The 18585-nt window shown below is 53.4% G+C and carries 19 protein-coding genes; 17 read left to right on the top strand and 2 right to left on the bottom strand.

What is annotated here, in order from left to right; translation table 11 throughout:
• The 16 genes from rpsD (at position 1) to ACLGL1_RS04000 (ending at position 13986) form a co-directional block, all read left to right on the top strand.
• Entirely contained in the window at positions 1 to 594 is a 594-nt protein-coding gene (gene rpsD / locus ACLGL1_RS04075) for a 30S ribosomal protein S4 (RefSeq protein ID WP_408976559.1), read from the top strand.
• Between the two features lie 32 nt (positions 595 to 626).
• Positions 627 to 1583 (top strand): DNA-directed RNA polymerase subunit alpha, encoded by a 957-nt coding sequence (locus tag ACLGL1_RS04070; protein WP_408976560.1) that lies wholly within the window; start codon positions 627 to 629, stop codon positions 1581 to 1583.
• A gap of 14 nt (positions 1584 to 1597) precedes the next feature.
• Positions 1598 to 1936: a 50S ribosomal protein L17 gene (gene rplQ / locus ACLGL1_RS04065; RefSeq protein ID WP_411007516.1), complete on the top strand. Its 339-nt coding sequence runs from the start codon at positions 1598 to 1600 to the stop codon at positions 1934 to 1936.
• A 225-nt stretch (positions 1937 to 2161) separates the two neighbouring features.
• The gene (locus ACLGL1_RS04060) at positions 2162 to 2989 is read left to right on the top strand and encodes an energy-coupling factor transporter ATPase (RefSeq protein ID WP_411007515.1); all 828 of its coding nucleotides are present in this window, start codon (positions 2162 to 2164) and stop codon (positions 2987 to 2989) included.
• Positions 2980 to 3840 (top strand): energy-coupling factor transporter ATPase, encoded by an 861-nt coding sequence (locus tag ACLGL1_RS04055; RefSeq protein WP_411007514.1) that lies wholly within the window; start codon positions 2980 to 2982, stop codon positions 3838 to 3840. Before ACLGL1_RS04060 ends, ACLGL1_RS04055 begins: the two co-directional genes overlap by 10 nt.
• A 1-nt stretch (position 3841) precedes the next feature.
• A complete protein-coding gene (locus tag ACLGL1_RS04050; protein WP_411007513.1) occupies positions 3842 to 4657 on the top strand; it encodes an energy-coupling factor transporter transmembrane component T family protein in 816 nt (271 codons plus the stop codon).
• Entirely contained in the window at positions 4644 to 5477 is an 834-nt protein-coding gene (gene truA, locus ACLGL1_RS04045) for a tRNA pseudouridine(38-40) synthase TruA (protein WP_411007512.1), read from the top strand. The genes ACLGL1_RS04050 and truA overlap by 14 nt, the downstream gene beginning before the upstream one ends.
• A gap of 20 nt (positions 5478 to 5497) precedes the next feature.
• Complete coding sequence (locus tag ACLGL1_RS04040) at positions 5498 to 6001, top strand: methyltransferase family protein (RefSeq protein WP_411007511.1); 504 nt, start codon at positions 5498 to 5500, stop codon at positions 5999 to 6001.
• A gap of 302 nt (positions 6002 to 6303) precedes the next feature.
• On the top strand, positions 6304 to 6957 hold the full coding sequence (locus ACLGL1_RS04035) for an NUDIX hydrolase (protein WP_411007510.1): 654 nt from the start codon (positions 6304 to 6306) through the stop codon (positions 6955 to 6957).
• A gap of 32 nt (positions 6958 to 6989) precedes the next feature.
• Positions 6990 to 7679, top strand: coding sequence for a hypothetical protein (locus ACLGL1_RS04030; protein WP_411007509.1), 690 nt, complete (start codon positions 6990 to 6992; stop codon positions 7677 to 7679).
• Positions 7680 to 7794: 115 nt separating this feature from the next.
• The gene (locus ACLGL1_RS04025) at positions 7795 to 8397 is read left to right on the top strand and encodes a NapC/NirT family cytochrome c (protein WP_411007508.1); all 603 of its coding nucleotides are present in this window, start codon (positions 7795 to 7797) and stop codon (positions 8395 to 8397) included.
• On the top strand, positions 8397 to 9719 hold the full coding sequence (locus ACLGL1_RS04020) for an ammonia-forming cytochrome c nitrite reductase subunit c552 (RefSeq protein WP_411007507.1): 1323 nt from the start codon (positions 8397 to 8399) through the stop codon (positions 9717 to 9719). The genes ACLGL1_RS04025 and ACLGL1_RS04020 overlap by 1 nt, the downstream gene beginning before the upstream one ends.
• An 8-nt stretch (positions 9720 to 9727) precedes the next feature.
• Positions 9728 to 10738 (top strand): cytochrome c biogenesis protein ResB, encoded by a 1011-nt coding sequence (locus tag ACLGL1_RS04015; protein WP_411007506.1) that lies wholly within the window; start codon positions 9728 to 9730, stop codon positions 10736 to 10738.
• Entirely contained in the window at positions 10731 to 11513 is a 783-nt protein-coding gene (ccsA, locus tag ACLGL1_RS04010) for a cytochrome c biogenesis protein CcsA (RefSeq protein ID WP_411007505.1), read from the top strand. The genes ACLGL1_RS04015 and ccsA overlap by 8 nt, the downstream gene beginning before the upstream one ends.
• Positions 11514 to 11645: 132 nt before the next feature.
• Positions 11646 to 12167 (top strand): nitroreductase family protein, encoded by a 522-nt coding sequence (locus tag ACLGL1_RS04005; protein ID WP_411007504.1) that lies wholly within the window; start codon positions 11646 to 11648, stop codon positions 12165 to 12167.
• 139 nt (positions 12168 to 12306) lie between these two features.
• Positions 12307 to 13986: a ribonuclease J gene (locus tag ACLGL1_RS04000; RefSeq protein WP_411007580.1), complete on the top strand. Its 1680-nt coding sequence runs from the start codon at positions 12307 to 12309 to the stop codon at positions 13984 to 13986.
• A gap of 221 nt (positions 13987 to 14207) precedes the next feature.
• Here ACLGL1_RS04000 and ACLGL1_RS03995 read toward each other — a convergent pair whose 3' ends face one another.
• Positions 14208 to 15380 carry an LCP family protein gene (locus ACLGL1_RS03995; protein WP_411007503.1) on the bottom strand — a complete coding sequence of 391 codons (1173 nt, stop codon included), beginning with the start codon at positions 15378 to 15380 and terminating at the stop codon, positions 14208 to 14210.
• Between the two features lie 8 nt (positions 15381 to 15388).
• On the bottom strand, positions 15389 to 16447 hold the full coding sequence (gene mutY, locus ACLGL1_RS03990) for an A/G-specific adenine glycosylase (protein ID WP_411007502.1): 1059 nt from the start codon (positions 16445 to 16447) through the stop codon (positions 15389 to 15391).
• A gap of 666 nt (positions 16448 to 17113) precedes the next feature.
• Here mutY and ACLGL1_RS03985 point away from each other — a divergent pair.
• Positions 17114 to 18520: an alanine/glycine:cation symporter family protein gene (locus tag ACLGL1_RS03985; RefSeq protein ID WP_411007501.1), complete on the top strand. Its 1407-nt coding sequence runs from the start codon at positions 17114 to 17116 to the stop codon at positions 18518 to 18520.
• The last annotated feature ends 65 nt before the right edge of the window (positions 18521 to 18585 follow it).

Raw genomic sequence — 18585 nt, 5'->3', positions numbered from 1 at the left:
ATGGCCAGAAACAGAGAACCTATCGTTAAACGCTGTCGTGCTCTGGGGATTTCCCCGGCCTACCTGGGCTATAGCAAATCCTCCAAACGCGTCCCCCAACGTGGCCGCAAAAAACTGAGCGAATACGGCATGCAGTTGCAAGAAAAGCAGAAAGCTAAATTCATCTATGGCGTTATGGAAAAACCTTTCCGTAACTACTATAACAAAGCCAATCGTATGAGCGGCATGACCGGTGAAAACCTGATCATCCTCTTGGAAAAACGCTTCGATAATATTGTCTGGCGTGCAGGTTTTGCTAAAACCCGTCGTGAAGCCCGTCAAATGGTTGTGCACAATCATTTCACCGTCAACGGCAAAAAAGCCAACATTCCTTCCATGGAAATTTCCGTCGGTGATGTTATTGAACTCAAAGAGAAGAGTGCCCAATCTCCCCACTTTAAAGCGCACGTAGACGCTTTAGGCGTGGTAACACCGCCGGCTTGGATGCAATTGGATACCAACAACAGAAGCGTATCCATCGTTGCAGAACCGACCCGTGAAGAAATCGACATCCCTGTCGATGAACAGATGATCGTAGAGCTCTACAGTAAGTAATAGAGTGGGCATCTTGCACTGGAGGTCAGTACATGATTGAATTTGACAAGTTTGGAATCGAAGAACGCAAAACACCTGAGTCCGGCGATTGCTATGGCGAATTTGTCATTGAGCCCTTAGAACATGGCTTTGGCGTTACCCTGGGTAATGCACTCAGACGTATTTTGCTCTCCTCTATTCCGGGAGCTGCCGTCACTTCTGTCAAGATTGACGGTGTCCTACACGAATTTTCGACGGTGCCCGGTGTCAAGGAAGACGTTGCCGAAATGATTTTGAATATCAAGCAACTGGCTTTAAAATGCGATAATGATGAGGCCCAAACCATTATCATTAACGCCACCGAAGAAGGCGAAGTGACCGGTGCTGATATCCTTACCACAGAAGCTGTGGAAGTGATTAACAAGGACCTGCACATCGCCACCATGGATAAAGACAGTCGCCTGTATATTGAAATGGTCGTGGAAACCGGTAACGGTTATGTGTCCGCTGAAAAGAACAAGAGCAAAAAGGATGACTTGCCCATCGGGACCATTCCCATCGATTCCATCTATACGCCGGTGCACAAAGTGAATTTTTCCGTCGAAGATACCCGTGTTGGCCAGGATACTGAAAAAGATCGCCTGACCCTGACCATTGGCACCAACGGTAACTTAACACCGACAGAGGCCTTGTCATGGGCAGCGCGTATCTTAACCGACCACCTTGAGCCGTTCATTAAGCTCAAAGAGGGCATGGAAGATACGGCCATCATGATTGAAAAAGAAGAAGAAGAGAAAGACAAAGTGCTGGATATGACCATTGAAGAGCTGGATCTGTCTGTACGCAGCTACAATTGCCTCAAAAGAGCCGGCATCAATACAGTGCTTGAACTAACCCAAAAGACCAAGGATGACATGATGAAAGTCAGAAACCTGGGTAAAAAGTCGTTAGAAGAAGTCACTGAAAAAATGGGTGCACTTGGCCTCTCTCTCAAATCAAATGATGAGTAAAAGGAGGTTCGGGAATGAATCATAGAAAAATCGGATCCGATATATCCCACCGCCGCGCTATTTTGCGCAATATGACCACTAGCGTTTTAGAACACGGCCGGGTTGAAACCACCCTGCCTAAGGCTAAAGAAGTGCGTCGTCAGGTGGACAAAATGATTACCCTCGGTAAAAAAGGCGACTTGGCTGCTTACCGCCAAGCCATGGCTTATTTAACCGATGAAGACGTGGTCCAGAAGCTCTTTAAAGAAATTGCCCCGGGCTATGAAGACCGTAATGGCGGTTATACCCGCGTGTTAAAAGCCGGTTTCCGCCGCGGCGATGCAGCCCCCCTGGCAATTATCGAACTGGTTTAATCCTATACGCATGGCACCCTGTGTGTCAGGCGTTTACATAGAAAGCCGCTCAGTTAAGAGCGGCTTTTTGTTTATACTTGGCCGGACGGATTGCGAGGCCCTTGTCAGCACCGGTTTTATCCTGCCCTGCAGGAAGTGTGCCGGATGCTTTAATGCCGGGCCTTTCTATGGTAAAATACCAACGGAACAAGTTTATTACTGCAAGAACAGATCACTGAATGGAGAATGATTATGATAGAGGTGCGCCAGTTGGTTCACCGGTATGCCAATGCAGACCCGGCCCAGCCGGATGCCCTGGCCGGTGTCAGCCTCCAGGTGTCGCCCGGGGAATACCTGGCGGTCCTGGGGCGGAACGGCTGTGGGAAGTCTACCCTAGCCAAACACTTAAATGCCCTCCTCCTTCCGACAGAAGGGGAGGTCCTTGTCGATGGCTTAAATACAAAAGACCCGGACCTGACCCTGGCCATCCGCCAGAAGGTGGGTATGGTCTTTCAAAATCCGGATAACCAGCTGGTGGCCACCACCGTCATGGAGGATGTGGCCTTTGGCCCGGAAAACCTGGGCCTGCCTAGAGAAGAAATCCTCAAGCGGATTGATGAGGCCCTGGCCAGGGTCCGGATGACAGACTTTAAAGAGGCTGAGCCCCACCACCTGTCCGGGGGTCAAAAGCAACGGGTGGCCATTGCCGGGGTCCTGGCCATGGAGCCGGATTATATCGTCTTTGATGAACCGACGGCCATGCTGGACCCCCGGGGCCGGGAGGAAATTTTGGCCACCATGCTGGAGCTGAAGGCAGCCGGTATTGGCGTGGTCAACATCACCCACTACATGGAGGAGGCCGTTCCGGCCGACCGGGTCCTGGTCATGACTGGGGGCGAAATTGTCCTGGAAGGCCGACCCCGGGAGATTTTTAGCCAGGTTGAGACCTTAAAGGACCTCCACCTGGATGTCCCTGTTGTAACCGAGCTGGCCCAGCTGCTCTATGATGACTGTCCCTGGCTGGCCCGGGATATTTTAACCCCGGAAGAAATGGTGGAAGCCCTATGCCCTTAGAATTGAAAGAAGTCAGCCACCGGTATGGCGAGAATGCCAGTGGCCGGTGGGCCTTAAAAGATATTAACTTAACCATAGAAGAGGGGAGCTTTACCGGCCTGGTTGGCCATACCGGCAGTGGGAAGTCGACCCTGGTCCAGCTGGTCGGGTCCCTCCTGGTGCCCAGCATGGGGCAGGTCCTTATTGATGGAGTCAGTTCCCAGGAAAGGGGGGACCAGGCCCGGGCGGTCAAGCGCCGGGTAGGCCTGGTCTTCCAGTATCCAGAACACCAGCTTTTTGAAGAAACCGTGGCCAAGGATATTGCCTTTGGCCCTAAAAACCAGGGCCTTAGCGAAGCCGAAGTCCAGGACCGGGTCCGGGAGGCTATGGCCCTGGTGGACCTGGACTATGACTATTTTGCCGACAAGGCCCCCTTTGACCTGTCCGGGGGCCAAAAGCGCCGGGTGGCCCTGGCTGGGGTCTTGGCCATGCGGCCCAAGTACCTGGTCCTGGATGAGCCGACGGCTGGCCTGGACCCCCTGGGCCGGGACCGGGTCCTGGAAAATGTGGCCCGGCTCCACCGGGAGGCCGGCATGGGGATCCTCCTGGTCAGCCATTCCATGGATGATGTGGCCGACTATGCCGACCGGATCATCGTTATGAATGGGGGCCAGGTGGCCTTTGACGGGCCGCCGAAAGAGGTCTTTTGCCATGTCGAGGCCCTGCGGGAGATTGGCTTGGGGGTTCCCCAGGTGACCGCCCTCCTCCACCGGCTGGAAGCTGCCGGCCTACCGGTGGCGACGGATGCTATTACGGTTGAGGGGGCCCGGCAGGCGATTTTAGAGGCCTTAGCTAAGAGAAAGGAGGAGTAGGATGGCATTTGATGTAACCATTGGTCAGTATGTCGAGGGGGATTCTATTCTCCACCGCTTAGATCCCCGGACCAAGATCGTCTGTATCCTCTTTTTCATGATTGCCCTCTTTGTGGTCAAGACCCCACCGGGCTTTGTCCTGGTTTTTGTCGGGGCTCTGGCTGTCCTGGGTCTGTCGGAAGTGCCCATCCGCTACTATCTCAAGGCCCTGAAACCCCTTCTCTTCATCATCGTCTTTACCGGGCTCATGCAGGTCTTTCTGACCCCGGGGGACTATATCTGGTCCTGGCGCTTCCTGCACATCTCTAAAGAGGGGCTCTTTATGGCCTTCCTCATGTGCACTCGCCTGGTCCTCCTGGTCCTCATCACCAGTGTCCTAACCCTGACCACCACCCCGATGGCCCTGACCGAGGCCATTGAAACCCTGCTCAAGCCCTTCCGACGGATTGGGGTCCCGGCCCATGAGCTGGCCATGATGATGACCATTGCCCTGCGCTTCATCCCCACCCTTATGGAAGAAACCGATAAAATCATGAAGGCCCAGACCGCTCGGGGGGCGGACTTTGAATCCGGTGGTATCCTCCGGCGGGCCAAGGCCCTCCTGCCCATCCTGGTTCCCCTCTTCCTGTCGGCCCTCCAGCGGGCCTATGACCTGGCCCTGGCCATGGAGGCCCGGTGTTACCATGGGGGGGAGGGGAGAACCCGGCTGAGGGAATTGGCCTATACCCGGCTGGACTACCTGGCCCTGGCCCTTGGGATTATCTTTTTACTGGCGGCCATTGTGACCCGGCTGGGGGCTTATTATGGCGCGTTTTAAGGTCACCATCGCCTATGACGGGTCAGGCTTTCACGGTTTCCAGCGCCAGGCCGGCAAAGACCTGCGGACGGTCCAGGGCGTCCTGGAAGACCGGCTGACCAAGCTCCTGGATGCGCCCATCATTGTCCACGCCGCCGGCCGGACCGATGCCGGTGTCCATGCCAAGGGTCAGGTCTTTCACTTTGATACGGCCCGTAATATCAGTGCCGAGGGCCTAATCTACGCCTTTAACCGCTACCTGCCGGCAGATATCACTGCTAACGAGGTGGTCCAGGCGGCCCCCGGTTTTCATGCCCGGAAACTCGCCTGTGGCAAGTGCTACGGCTACCATCTTTACACCGGCCGCCGGCTCCCGGCCATCGGCCATATGTACCTGGCCCATGAAATCCGTCCGGTGGATGAGGCTGTCTTTTCCAAGGTGCTGGCCCAGGCAGAGGGCACCCATTACTTTGCCGGCTTTTGCGGCCGGGGGGCTAGCACCTTGACTTATGACCGGACCCTCTACCGGGTCCGCGTCTTCCGGGCCGGTGACTACTGGGCCATTTACCTGATAGGCGATGGCTTTTTACGGAAGATGGTCCGGAACCTGGTCGGCACTGCCCTGGATGAGGCTGCCGGTCGTAAGCCGGCCGGCACTTTCGCCCGAGCCCTGGCAAGTGGCAAGCGGGAGGAGGGGGGCAATACCGCCCCGGCTGAGGGCCTCTTTCTGGAGCGGGTCTACTACGACCAAGAAAACCTGGCCCGGGGCCTTGACCGGCTGGATGCTGGCCGGCCCGAAGACCTGGTAGGCCCCCGGGCCATCTTTACCGACCTTTTTTAAGCAGAAAGAAGGAAAGCCCTATGAAAGATTGGCGGAACTCCCTAGGTCTCTTAGGGGTGGGGCCCTTTTATGTCATCCCCTGCCTTCTGGCCACCCTCCTGGGCCTGCGCCGGTATGGCCGCAGCCCCCTGAGCAGGCGGGGTGGCGGACTGGTCTTGATCCCCCTTGGCCTGGTCGCTATCCTGGCCGGCCTGGCTCTATGGCTCAAGACTGTTATCTTCCAGCAGGTTATGGTCGAAATCAAGGCCGACCGGCTGGTGACCGAGGGGACCTATGCCTACTGCCGTCACCCCATTTACGCTGCTTTTTTATTTTTACTGACCGGGCTCCTGGTCCTGGCCGGTAATCCAATCCTGGCCCCTTTACCGGTCTTCTTTTGGCTCTATGGGACCATTCTCCTAAAATATACCGAGGAACGCTGGCTGGCCGACCGGTATGGCCCGGCCTATGCCGCCTACTGCCGGGCAGTGAACCGGTTTATCCCCCGGCCCCGGCAGCTTTTTAGAGGCCTGACAAATAAATAGAAAAAAAGTGAAGTTAGCTATTGACAACCAAAAGAAAAGACGGTATACTGTATTCAGAAGTTAGGGATACCTAATTTCAACACCTCTATACTCCTCTTTGTTGAAGGTTGTGACCTTCTCACCTCCAAACGTGTTGGCTGATCCAACATTGCTGTAAAAGCCCTTGCCTCCACAGGGGCTTTTATTTTTTTTTCTTTTTTTAGCTTTAGGGGCCAACCGCGGCCCTAAGCCGGGCTAAAATTTGCCCTTAACTATAGCAGGGCCGGGTAATCCGTGATATGATTACGGTAAGGAGGGATAAAATGGAACCCTTTCTCGATGCCTTAACCACCGGCTTACTGAAGTATGACCCCCAGCCCTTGGGCAAACGGCATGCCTTTGCCGTCCTCTTGCCCCTGGTCCGGATGGAAGACGAATGGTTCATCCTTTATGAAGTCCGGTCGGCCCGGATTTCTCAACCCGGTGAAACGTCTTTTCCCGGCGGCGCCATCGACCCCGGTGAATGTCCATCTGATGCCGCTGTCCGCGAGGCCATGGAAGAATTATGCCTGGACCGGGCGGATATACGTATCCTCGGTGAAATGGACTTTATCGTCACCGAAACCGCTATTATTTACTGTTTTGTTGGCCTGATTGACGGGAAGACCCCGGCTGATATTCAAGCCAATGAAGATGAAGTAGAAGAGGTTTATGCCCTACCCCTGGCCTGGCTCTGCCAGAACCCCCCTAAATACTATGAGACCAAAATCCAAGCCAGCTACAGCGATGACTTCCCCACCTCCCGGCTCCCTGGCGGGTCCAATTATCAGTGGAAGCGGCGGAACCAGATCGTGGCTTTTTATGATATTCCCGACAGCGGCTATAACCTCTGGGGCTTAACGGCCCGGTTGACCGACCGTTTTATTGACTTCCTAAAAGAAAAAGACCTTTATTATTGTATAAGCTGTATCCAATAAAACCAAATGCAGAGCCAGTAAGGAGGGCCCCTATGTCGATCGGTAGAACAAAAAAACAAAGAAAAAGACGGAAAATCTTCCAACCTTGGATGGTTTACTCTGCAATCCAAGCCCTGCTCAGGGCCCTGGTTTTTACCGGCATCCTTTGGCTGGGTCTGGCCCTAGTGGTCGGCTGGCTAAATACAGAGGCCCTGCCCGGCCAGGCCGGAATTGCCAGCCTTGACGGGCCTTGGCAGTCGATTCTTTTGGTCGTGAGCTTGGTTGGGGCCTTTTTGACTCTGCTGGCCATCGCCGTGGCCATCAAGTGGCACGCCAAGAGCACCGGCCTCTTACTCGCAGCGGCCCTGGTCTTTTTCTTGGCCCAGGCTGCCAACCTAGGCCTGGGCAGCCAGGCCATCCTTTCCTTGGAAGACAAGCCGGTCTTAACCGGGAGCCTAGCCGATTGGGAGCTGACTCTTAGTGACCATAAGGCCGTCCTATCCAGCCCGGAAGGGATTAGCTGGCATGGGCCCACTGCAGCCGGGGCCCGGTGGACAGCCGGCCCTATTAAGGTCCAGGTTCTAGCTGACCGCCCCCTCATGATCCTCAGCCGAGACCCGGGCCGGATTGGCTACCCCATTGTCTTTATCCTGGTTTTTTTAGCCCAGGTGGCCTATCTTTTTTCTCATCCGGGCCACCCCTCAGTGGTAGATGTGAATAAATGGTATGAAGAAGACTTGTAGGGCATAAATATAACTTTTGAATAAATATGAATGACCCGTTCATCATTGACAGGCTAGGACTCAAACGGGTATCCTTTATGTATAAGGATATTGCTTAAGTATGGAGGTGACGGCAGTGAAAAGATCCTTGCGTCTCAAAATTCTGGGAGGGATAACCGCCGGGCTGGCAGCTGTATTTTTATTGATGCTATGCCTTAAGATTCCAGCCTTAGGCCTTGATGGCACTGAGTTCTGCGGTTCCTGCCATGTTATGGATCCGCAAGTTGAGACCTATGTTCACTCGGCCCACCGGCTCAATGCCACCTGTGGTGATTGTCACGTTCCGCACCATTTAGTCCGGGGTGCCTTTGACAAGGCCTGGACCGGTACTGTAGACCTAGTCGGGGTTATCCGCAATAAGGACCCCTATGAAATTCATGCCTCCGGTCATGCCAAGCGGGTCATCCAAGAAAACTGTGTCCGCTGTCACAAGGGTATCTTAGAAGAAATCGGTGATACCATGACTGACGGCGGAAAGGCTTGTTTTGATTGTCACCGGAACACACCACACGCCATTAAGCCCAATATGACCAACCTAGACTTAAAATATGTGGACCTTGGTCAAGGGGCACCGGCAGCGGAAGAGCTAGATAAGCAGGCAGAGGCAGGTCAAGCAGATCCGGCTGAATTGGCAGCATTTCAAGCGGCCCATGCAATGGCAAAAGGAGGTAGGGAATAATGAAAGGGAGAAGTAAGGGGGCACTTGTTGCCCTGTCAGCAGTGGTTGTGGCAGTTGTTGTAGGTGTTTGTGCCGGCTTGTTCTTCGGCCATAACACCGAACTCAAACAATCTGTCATTAAACCGATTTCTGCTCAAGAGCAGGAAAATAATGAGGCCTGGAAGGCAAACTACCCGGCCCAATACGCATCATTTGAAAAAACTATTGAAAATACGGAAAATCCGTCTCACTTTGATTCTCGTCCTTATATGAAATTAATGTATAAGGGTACCGGCTATGCTGTAGAGTTTAATGAACCCCGCGGACACGCCTTTATGTTAGATGATATCCGGGAAATTGATGAGAAGCGCTGGGCTCCTAAACAGGCCGCCTGTAACACCTGTAAATCCAGCCAAATCCCCGGCTTGATTGAAAAATACGGGGACAAGTATTATTCCATGGACTTCCATAAGATCAATGACCAACTGGAAAATACCGTTGGCTGCTATAACTGCCATGAAACGGATAACCCATCTGAACTGGCCCTCCGTCAACCGCCCTTTCTGGAAGCTATGAAGGCACGGGGGATTGATGTGCAGGATGCCGGCCGGCAAGAAAAACGGACCCTGGTCTGCGCCCAATGTCACGTGACCTACTACTTCCAGCCGGAAACCAATAAGGTTACCTTCCCCTGGAAAGAAGGACTGACACCGGAAGAACAGATTAAATATTACGATTCTATTAACTTCACTGAATGGGTCCACCCGGATAGCGGGTCTCCCCTCATTAAACCGCGTCATATGGAATATGAGTACTTTAAAAACTCTACCCACGAAAGTGCCGGTGTCTCCTGTGCTGACTGCCATATGCCATATATGAAGATTGGGAACCAAAAGATTTCCTCCCATAATGTAGGCAGCCCCTTGGATACCATGGATCAAAGCTGCCTGACCTGCCATAGAGAAAGCAAGGATTGGCTCCTGGGCCGGGTCAAGAGCATCCAAAAGCAAACCAAGAATATGGAAGACCGGGCCGGGGCGGCTGTAACCGAAACCATTAAAACCCTGGCTGTTGCCAAAGACCTCCCCGGTGTTGACAAGGACAAGGTCACCCGGGCCCAACGGCTCCACAGGGAAGGCCAGTACTACATGGATTGTGTCATGGTCACCAATGGCTTTGGTTTCCATAACCCACAACAATCCTATGCCGACCTGGCCAAGGGGATTGACCTCTGCCAAGAAGCCACTAAATTGGCCCAGCAGGCGATCCTGGAAGCCGGTGGCACCCTGCCGGACCTCTCTGCAGATACGGAAGAAGCCGGCAAGAATACAGAAGATAAGTAGGCTCAGTGATGAAAAAGACCTTTTTAAATCGCCTTCTAAATATGAAGGTCGCCATTGGCTTTTTACTGGTTCTCAGTGCTATAGCGGCACTGGGAACCTTTATTTCTCAAGACCAAAGTAAAGAATTTTATACCTTCCATTATGGCCAGGGCTTGGGTAACTTCCTTATCCGGACGGGGCTTGCAGACATCTACCATAGCAAATGGTTCATTGCCCTAGGCATCCTGCTCTGCCTCTACCTGGTGGTTTGCACCGGGGCCCGGCTTCGGGGGCGGAAAAGCCGTCGGCTCATCGGGTCGGCCATCCTCCACCTGTCAATTATCCTCCTGGTGGCCGGGGCCTTGCTCAGTCTGGCAACCGGGGCAGACCAGGATCTCTCCCTCCTGGCCGGTGAAAAGGCCAAGCTGACCGAGGGAGCCCTGGCCGGCTATACAGTTGCAGTCGACCGGTTTGACATTGACTGGTATGATAACGGGTCTGCTTCCCAATATATATCAGACTTGACTGTTACCAATAAAAAGGGAGAGAAGACCAAGAAGACGATCTCCGTTAACCACCCCTACCGGCAGGGCTTTATTAAAATCTACCAGGAACGGTATGGTTGGGAGGTCCGGGGGAAGGTCACTACCCTGGAGGGGACCGAGGCCTATGCCCTCCGCGAGGGGGACGAATTCCCCTTGACCGAAGGCCAATCTCTGGCCCATATTTTTGTGCCCAACTATGATGTTGAAAGCAGAAGCCTGCAGTCGGTGACAGCGGCCCCTAAAAACCCCTATTTAGCCCTGGCCCTCCAGGCCGGCGGCCAGCCCATGGATATGCGACTCCTCCAAAAGAACGGCCGGAGCATGCTGGGCAATATGCAGGTGACCTTTGATGAATTTGTTCCCTATACGGGCCTCAGGGTTAAGTATGATTGTGGGGTCCCGGTGGTATTCGTCAGCTTTATCCTGGCCTTGGTCGGCCTGGTCTTGCGCTATCTGGACGATATCCGCCTGAAGAAAGGAGGCCGTCATGGCTGATACATTGTTATATATTGCTACAGCATTTGGGGCCATTGCTGTCCTCAGTGCCATGGTGGGCTTTTGGACCCACCCGGACCGGTTTGAAAAAATCGCCTCCCTGGCCCTCATGGCCTTTACCATCTTAACCTTTTGTGGGCTGGTGACTCGGGGGATTACTCTGAGCCGGATCCCCTTAACCGGTCTTTATGAATTTTGTGTGGCCCTGGCTATTGCCATGGGGCTGGCCTACCTGCCTCTGCGCCGGATTTTTTCCAGCGTGGCGGTGACTTTAGTCCTCTCCCTAGCGGCCTTTTCCAGCCTAGCCCTGGCCCATACCATTCCCCATTCCGATGATCCAGTTATGCCGGCCCTGAAGAGCTTTTGGTTAACGGCTCACGTGTTTACTTCTATTGTCGCTTATGCCGCCTTTGGGGTGGCCTTTGTCATGGCCATCCTCTACCTGGTTAGGGGCAAGGTCGACCCGGCCTTAGGCTGCCACTATGATGGGGTCGGCTACAAGTCCGTTGTCATGGGCTTTATCTTCCAAACCCTCCTGCTCATTACCGGGTCTATCTGGGCAGAAGAAGTCTGGGGGAGCTGGTGGAGCTGGGACCCGAAAGAAACCTGGGCCCTCATCACTTGGCTGATTTATGCGGTTTACCTCCATGGCTACCGGTCAAGGGGCTGGAAGGGGACGAAAGCGGCCATATTTGCCATTATTGGCTTTGTTGTAGTCCTCTTTACCCTGTTGGGGGTCACCTTCCTCCTGCCAGGAATGCATAGTTATATGTAATTAAAGAATGGCTCCTCAAGGGGCCGTTTTTTTATGGAGCCGGGCTTCGGATTGGTTTATCAAGGTTTAATGAAGGGGCCAAAAGGGTAAAATATAATCAATGGATATTATTAAAAAGAGGAGGAGATTGACTTGTCAACACCCTATAATGATTTGCTGACCCGCCGGTCCATCCGGGCCTACCTGGACCGACAAGTGCCGGAAGACCTCCTGGAGCAGGTCCTGGAGGCTGGCCTCTATGCCCCGACCGCTCGGGATAACCAGAAGGCCCAGATGGTCGTCGTACAAGACCCGGACACCTTGGCGGACTTGGAAGCCCTCAACGCCCGGGAAATGACCTCTGCCGGCGGGAGCCCCTTTTATGGCGCCCCGACCTGTATTATCGTCTTTGCCGATGGAGAAGACAAAAACTGGATCCAGGACGGGTCCCTGGTCATGGGCAACCTGATGAATGCCGCCCATAGCCTGGGCCTAGGCTCCTGCTGGATCAACCGGGCCATGGAGGTTTTTGATGGACCGGAGGGCAAGGCCTATATGGAAAAGTGGGGCATTCCTGCCCACTACCGGGCCGTCGCCAACTGCATCCTGGGTTATGTCAAGGGCGATGCCCCAACCGCCCATCCCCGTAAGGAAGGGCGGATCAAGCGTTTTTAATTCTTTAAGCGAATTTTACCTGGGCTAGGTCTACTTTTTATCCAGGCCAAGCCCTTTGCTTGCAGGCTTTTGCTAAATTGATTATAATATGACTAGCTGAAAATCCGGTCGGCAAAATATATAAAGAGGAGGTTTCATTATTTCAAAATCTAAAAAACAGGATGGCGTCCAGATTATTCCCTTGGGCGGACTAGAAGAAATCGGGAAAAATATGACCGTCATCGAATATAAAGACGAGATTATCCTAATTGACTCCGGTATGGCCTTCCCAGATGAAGATCTTCTGGGGGTAGACGTGGTCATTCCGGATATCAGCTACCTGGTCAACAACCGGGACAAGGTCAAGGGGATCGTCCTGACCCATGGTCACGAGGACCATATCGGGGCCCTGCCCTATGTCTTGCGCGACCTACCGGTGCCCGTTTATGGGACCCGGTTGACCATTGGGATGGTTGAGCGTAAGTTAAAAGAGGCCCGGGGCCTGGGCAAGCAACGGTTAGTGGTTGTCAAGCCCGGTGAGGCCTTCAAGGTCGGCAGCTTCAAGGTGGACATGATCCACACCTGCCACTCTATTCCCGATGCGGTGGCCCTGGCCATCCATACCCCCCTGGGGATTGTCTTCCACACAGGGGACTTTAAATTTGACCAAACCCCGGTCGACGGCCGGGCAACAGACTTCCAGCGGATTGCTGAAGTTTGTTCCCAGGGGGTTCTGGTCATGATGAGCGACTCGACCAATGTCATGCGGCCGGGCTATTCCACCTCGGAATCAGCCATTGGGGAGACCTTTGAAAAGCTCTTCCCCCATGTCAAGGGGCGGATTATCCTGGCAACCTTTGCCTCGAATGTCCACCGGGTCCAGCAGGTCCTGAATGTTGCAGCAGCCAATAAGCGGAAGGTGGCCATTACCGGGCGGTCCATGCTCAATAACGTCACCGTTTCCAGTGAACTGGGCTACCTCAAGATACCCCCCAATACCCTCATCGAAATGGATGAAATGAGCCGGTATCCTGATGACCAGCTGGTGATCCTAACCACCGGTAGCCAAGGGGAGCCCATGGCAGCCCTGTCCCGGATGGCCAATAGCGAGCACCGGCAAGTCCGGATTAAACCCGGTGATACGGTTCTCTTTTCCGCCAATCCCATTCCCGGGAATGAAAAACTCGTCAGTAATGTCATTGATATGCTCTGTAAACTGGGGGCAGATGTCATCTCTGGCAAGGATGCCAATGTCCATACCTCCGGCCACGCCTGCCGGGAGGAATTAAAAATGATGCTGAACTTGGTCAAGCCCAAGTACTTCATGCCGGTCCACGGTGAATTCCGGATGCTGGAACACCATGCCAAACTGGCTGAAGAAGTCGGCATTTCGTCTAAAAATATTATCGTGACCGAAATTGGCGCGGTGGTGACCGCCAATAAAAACCGGATTGCCCAGACAGGGAAGGTCCCTGCCGGGCGCGTCCTCATCGATGGGCTGGGCGTCGGTGACGTAGGCAATATTGTCCTCCGTGACCGCAAGCAGCTCTCCCAGGATGGGATTCTTATTGTGGTGGCCACTATTAACCGCAAAAACCGTAAAATTATCGCTGGACCGGATATCGTTTCGCGTGGTTTTGTCTATGTGCGCGAGGCAGATGAGCTGATGAATGAAGCGCGCCAACGGGTCAACAAGGCCCTGAACCAGTGTATGGCCGAAGGTACCACCGATTGGTCATCCATTAAGGGCAGCCTCCGGGATGCCCTGGGGAAATTCCTTTTTGAAAAAACCCGACGTCGGCCTATGATCCTGCCGGTCATCATGGAAGAAAATAATTAAAAGTAAAAGGGGCTGTTGCAAAATAGCCCCTCTAACAAACAAAGTCCCAGCTCAAAAAAATGAGGAGGGACTTTGTTTATGGATATATCCATGTAAGCTTATAATATATAGCTAAGGAGAATTTTATAAATCAATTAGGGCTAAGTTTGTCTGCAATCCAGGAGCTGTGTCGGATGATTTTACTCATTCTGACACAGCCCCTTCTTATTTTATAGGATTGCTTAGCCAGATAAGGCCTCGCCTTCGGTAGGAACTGCTGCAGCTGTGACCTGGTCAGAGGGCGAACTCGTTACAACCGGTGCCTGGGCCTGGGCAGCAGCCGGGGCGGTATAGCCGGCCCCAGTGTAGGCCTGGGGCACTGTGGCGGGCTCTGTATAGGCGCCTTCATCTGCCGGGGCACTGCTGGGGACATTGAGTTCCGGCGGGCCCTGGGTCTGGTCGCTGCCATAGCCGTAGCTGACCGGGGTTTGGTAGGCATAGTCTACCAGGCTCAATTCGTCCCCGGTCCAGGGGGTCCCCTTGGGGTACTCCTTGTTCAGCATATTGATGATCCCTTCCCGGGAGGGGATGTAGTAGGAAATCTCATCGATGTAATCGGGGGATCCTGGCAGCATGAACATCTTTAGCTGGTCGCCGGTCAGGTCAATGTGCCGGAGCTGCTTGCCGAACCAGAGCATTTCAGACAGGGACATATCTGTATCCATGTCCTTGGAAACGACATTGGCCAGGGCCGGGAGCTTGGGCAGGGTGGCAGGGTTAATGAGGGTCTTGGCCAGGGCCTTGAAGAAGATTTGCTGGGCCTGGATCCGGGATAAGTCCCCACCGGCATAGCCGGCTCGGTAACGGACAAAGCCTAGAGCCTTCTTCCCGTTTAAGACCTGGTCACCGGCCTTGATATTGATTTCCAGGTCCTGGTAGGGGTCTAAATAGTATAAGTCATTGGGGACCTTCATGGGTACACCGCCTAAGGCGTCAATGGCCGCTTCAAAGCCCTCAAAGGTGGTCACCACATAGCGGTCAATGGCCAGGCCAGTGAGCATGGTAATTTCCTTTTTGGTCTGCTCAATATCCGCCAGGTGGTGGTGGCTGTAGGCTGCATTGAGCTTAGGAATACCCCGGTCGGTCCGGCTCATGGTATCCCGGGGAAGGGAGAGGAGCTTAACCTGGCCCTTGGCGGCGTCAAAGGTCACCAGGACCATGACATCGGCATTTTCTAAGCTGCCGTCTGTCCCGCAGAGTAAAATATTGTAGCTTTCATCGCTTGAGAGGGGGTCTTCCTCGACCGGGGCCTCGCTGGGGGCCTTGGGCAGGAAGGTATAGGCCGCGATGGCCAGGCCGGCAAAGACGGCCAGCACACATAAGAACGCGACAAAAATAGACTTTAAGGTCTTCATGATGCCTCCTAAAAAGCAGTATCTTTATTGACTTGGGCCAGCCAGGGTGCAAAGGCACTGGGCAGGCTGAGGTCCTGGTTCAAGACTTCTCGGCTGACCCACTGGCCCTCTGCCAGGTTTGGTGCCCGGTGGCAGGTGACCATAAAGGCCTCCATCCGCCATTCTAAATGGGTAAAAAGGTGGGTACTGGCGCCTAGGTAAGCGGGCGCCTCCGGAGCAAAGCCCAGGTCATCTAAATGGGCCTGGACCGCCTGGGCAGACAAGTGTCCCTCTAACCGGGGAAACTCCCACAGGCCGGCCAGGAGTCCCTTGGCCGGCCGGCGCCGGACATACACCTTCTTATTATAGCGTAAAAGAAGGACCGTGTAGGTATGAATTTTGCGTTTGGCCCTTTTTTCCCGCCGGGGCAGGTCCTGGGTCCGGCCCTGGGTATAAGCCAGGCAACCTTCCTGCCAGGGGCAGGAGGGGCAGCGAGGGCTCTTGGGGATGCAGATGGTGGCGCCTAAGTCCATCAGGGCCTGGTTAAAGTCCCCGGGCCGGTGGGCCGGCACTAGCCGGTCGGCCAGGGGGGTGTAGTGGGCCCGGCTCTTACTGGTATTAACCGGGGTCTCGTCGGCGGTGAGCCGGCTCAAGATCCGCATGACATTCCCATCCACAGCCGGGGTTCGTTCCCCGAAGGCGATAGAGGCCACAGCCCCGGCGGTATAGGGGCCAATCCCCGGTAGCTTGACCAGGTCCGCTGCCCGGTCCGGAAGTTCACCGGCCGTCTCCCGGACCATTTGTTCAGCGGCAGCCTTGAGGTGGCGGGCCCGGCTATAGTAGCCCAGCCCCTGCCAGAGTTTATTCAATCGGTCCTGGTCCACAGCGGCCAGGTTCTCGACCCTTGGCAGGGCCTGCATAAAGCGCTCATAATATGGAATGACCGTCGCCACCTGGGTTTGCTGGAGCATGATCTCCGAGACCCAAATGCCATAAGGGTCCGGATTTTCCCGCCAGGGGAGCTGGCGGCCATGCTGGTCATACCAGGTCAGGAGCCGGTCAACTAGGTCTGGAATAGCTAAAGTCATAGGTCACTCCTCAAAATAAGTGTCCTTCATATGGTAGACAGTTTTTGACCCTGTGTCAACTGGCTATGACAAGAAGAAGGATCGGCTTAAAAGTATAAAAAATTATAATGATAGAATTATACATCAAAATGCCTTTAATGTTAAATGATTTAGTGCTATAATATATTTGTTGAAAAAATAGTACCGATGACAGCTTGAAGGAGGTTTGCGGTTGTTTTACTCAATGCACATTTTAAATACGCTAGCCTATCGTTTTGCCAGATTAAAAGCTGTAGTGTTTTAATTAACCTGACATACTTACAACGCCCTACCGGATGGAGGGCGTTTTTTTATGACTAGATCTTTTTATGAAAGACAAATGAGTAGTATATATGGATACAATTAAAAATACCAATGAATGAGCTAAAGTCAATCCAGACGCCTAGTTTTATACCTTAAAAGCCTATAGACTTGTAAAAAGAGTATAAAAATCAAACTAAAATAATCAAATGAATAAAAAAACCGAAAAATCGACCTGGTGAAGGTGAAGGTGAGCACGATGAAAAGACAAAAGACCACTTGACAAGGACGACTCCATCTGTCAGAATACGCCTAACAAAGAATTGTTCGAACATTCTTTATATACCTCGTCGGGGGAAAATGATAATGCGTTAGGGGGATGGGAAGATGGAATTATTAGTCTTAATTAATAGTAAAGTTGGTGCCTTTGTATGGGGGCCAATCATGTTGACACTTTTATTGGGGACAGGGCTTTACTTATCAATCCGGGGTGGCTTTATCCAGTTTCGCCACTTTGCTTTTGCCCTGAAAAAAACCCTGGGCTCCCTCTTTGGCTCCAAAAAAGGGCGGGAGCGGGAGGCCCACAATATTAGCCCCTTTCAGGCCGTGTCTACAGCCTTGGCTTCTACCGTCGGCACAGGGAATATTGTCGGCGTGGCAACGGCCATTACCCTTGGGGGGCCGGGGGCCGTCTTTTGGATGTGGGTGTCCGCCCTTTTGGGGATGATGACCAAGTACTCGGAGATTGTCCTGGCTGTGAAGTTCCGTGAAAAGAACAAGCGGGGCGAGTATGTCGGCGGGCCCATGTACTACATCGCCAATGGTTTAAAAATTCCTTGGCTGGGGGCGGCCTTTGCCTTCTTTGCAGCCTTTGCCTCTTTTGGGATCGGGAACATGACCCAGGCCAATTCCATTGCCGGGGCAGTGGAATCCTCCTTTGGGGTCAGCCCGACCATCACCGGGGTTGTTTTAGCCGTTATCGTTGCTATCGTTATCATTGGGGGGATCAATTCCATCGCCCGGGTAACGGAAATTATTGTACCGGGTATGGCCTTATTTTATATCACCTTTTCACTTATTGTCCTGGTCCTGCATGCTGCCTATATTCCGGAAGCCATTAAGCTGATCTTCACCTGTGCCTTTGCCCCCCAATCTGTCTTAGGGGGTGGGGTAGGCTATACCCTCCTTTTGGCCATCCGCTATGGGGTCGCCCGGGGGGTCTTCTCCAACGAAGCCGGCCTGGGGTCTGCTCCGATTGCCCATGCGGCCTCATCTACCAAGGAACCGGTTGAACAGGGCCTGTGGGGGATTTTTGAAGTATTTATTGACACCATCGTGGTTTGTTCTATGACTGCCCTGGTTATTTTGACGACGATAGATAGCGCTGGCCGCTTCGTTTGGCAGGATCCAAACCTGGAAGGGGCTGCCTTGACTCTGACAGCCTTCAAACATGGCCTGCCCGGCAACTTTGGGGCCATTGGCCTGACCCTGGGCCTGACCCTCTTTGCTGTTTCAACGATTTTCGGCTGGTCTTACTATGGGGATAAGGCTGTGGAATACCTCTTCCGGAAGACTCGGTTTACAGCCCAGGCCTCCCTGGTCTACCGGCTCATCTTTGTTTGTGCCGTCTTCTTAGGGTCCATCGGCGGCCTCCACCTGGTATGGGATATTGCCGATACCTTAAACGGCCTTATGGCTATCCCCAACTTGATTGGGGTCCTGCTCCTGTCCGGTGTGGTCATTAAAGAAACCAAATCTTACTTTAGCCGGTTAAAAAATGGAAGCTTGGATTAAGCAAAAAGGGGCTGTGTCAGAATGAGTAAAATCATTCGACACAGCCCCTTTCTTCCTAACCTGCA

This window comes from Peptococcus simiae (assembly GCF_046569735.1).
In the GTDB taxonomy this organism is placed as follows: Bacteria; Bacillota; Peptococcia; order Peptococcales; family Peptococcaceae; genus Peptococcus; species Peptococcus simiae_A.
The sequence above is the reverse complement of the archived record's forward strand: the minus strand, read 5'-3'. Positions and strand labels throughout refer to the sequence as shown.

Bases quoted from the DNA above. Each gene is read 5' to 3' on its own strand.
- rpsD (WP_408976559.1), top strand. From the start codon at position 1: ATGGCCAGAAACAGAGAACCTATCGTTAAACGCTGTCGTGCTCTGGGG.
- ACLGL1_RS04070 (WP_408976560.1), top strand. From the start codon at position 627: ATGATTGAATTTGACAAGTTTGGAATCGAAGAACGCAAAACACCTGAG.
- rplQ (WP_411007516.1), top strand. From the start codon at position 1,598: ATGAATCATAGAAAAATCGGATCCGATATATCCCACCGCCGCGCTATT.
- ACLGL1_RS04060 (WP_411007515.1), top strand. From the start codon at position 2,162: ATGATTATGATAGAGGTGCGCCAGTTGGTTCACCGGTATGCCAATGCA.
- ACLGL1_RS04055 (WP_411007514.1), top strand. From the start codon at position 2,980: ATGCCCTTAGAATTGAAAGAAGTCAGCCACCGGTATGGCGAGAATGCC.
- ACLGL1_RS04050 (WP_411007513.1), top strand. From the start codon at position 3,842: ATGGCATTTGATGTAACCATTGGTCAGTATGTCGAGGGGGATTCTATT.
- truA (WP_411007512.1), top strand. From the start codon at position 4,644: ATGGCGCGTTTTAAGGTCACCATCGCCTATGACGGGTCAGGCTTTCAC.
- ACLGL1_RS04040 (WP_411007511.1), top strand. From the start codon at position 5,498: ATGAAAGATTGGCGGAACTCCCTAGGTCTCTTAGGGGTGGGGCCCTTT.
- ACLGL1_RS04035 (WP_411007510.1), top strand. From the start codon at position 6,304: ATGGAACCCTTTCTCGATGCCTTAACCACCGGCTTACTGAAGTATGAC.
- ACLGL1_RS04030 (WP_411007509.1), top strand. From the start codon at position 6,990: ATGTCGATCGGTAGAACAAAAAAACAAAGAAAAAGACGGAAAATCTTC.
- ACLGL1_RS04020 (WP_411007507.1), top strand. From the start codon at position 8,397: ATGAAAGGGAGAAGTAAGGGGGCACTTGTTGCCCTGTCAGCAGTGGTT.
- ACLGL1_RS04015 (WP_411007506.1), top strand. From the start codon at position 9,728: ATGAAAAAGACCTTTTTAAATCGCCTTCTAAATATGAAGGTCGCCATT.
- ccsA (WP_411007505.1), top strand. From the start codon at position 10,731: ATGGCTGATACATTGTTATATATTGCTACAGCATTTGGGGCCATTGCT.
- ACLGL1_RS03995 (WP_411007503.1), bottom strand. From the start codon at position 15,380: ATGAAGACCTTAAAGTCTATTTTTGTCGCGTTCTTATGTGTGCTGGCC.
- mutY (WP_411007502.1), bottom strand. From the start codon at position 16,447: ATGACTTTAGCTATTCCAGACCTAGTTGACCGGCTCCTGACCTGGTAT.
- ACLGL1_RS03985 (WP_411007501.1), top strand. From the start codon at position 17,114: ATGGAATTATTAGTCTTAATTAATAGTAAAGTTGGTGCCTTTGTATGG.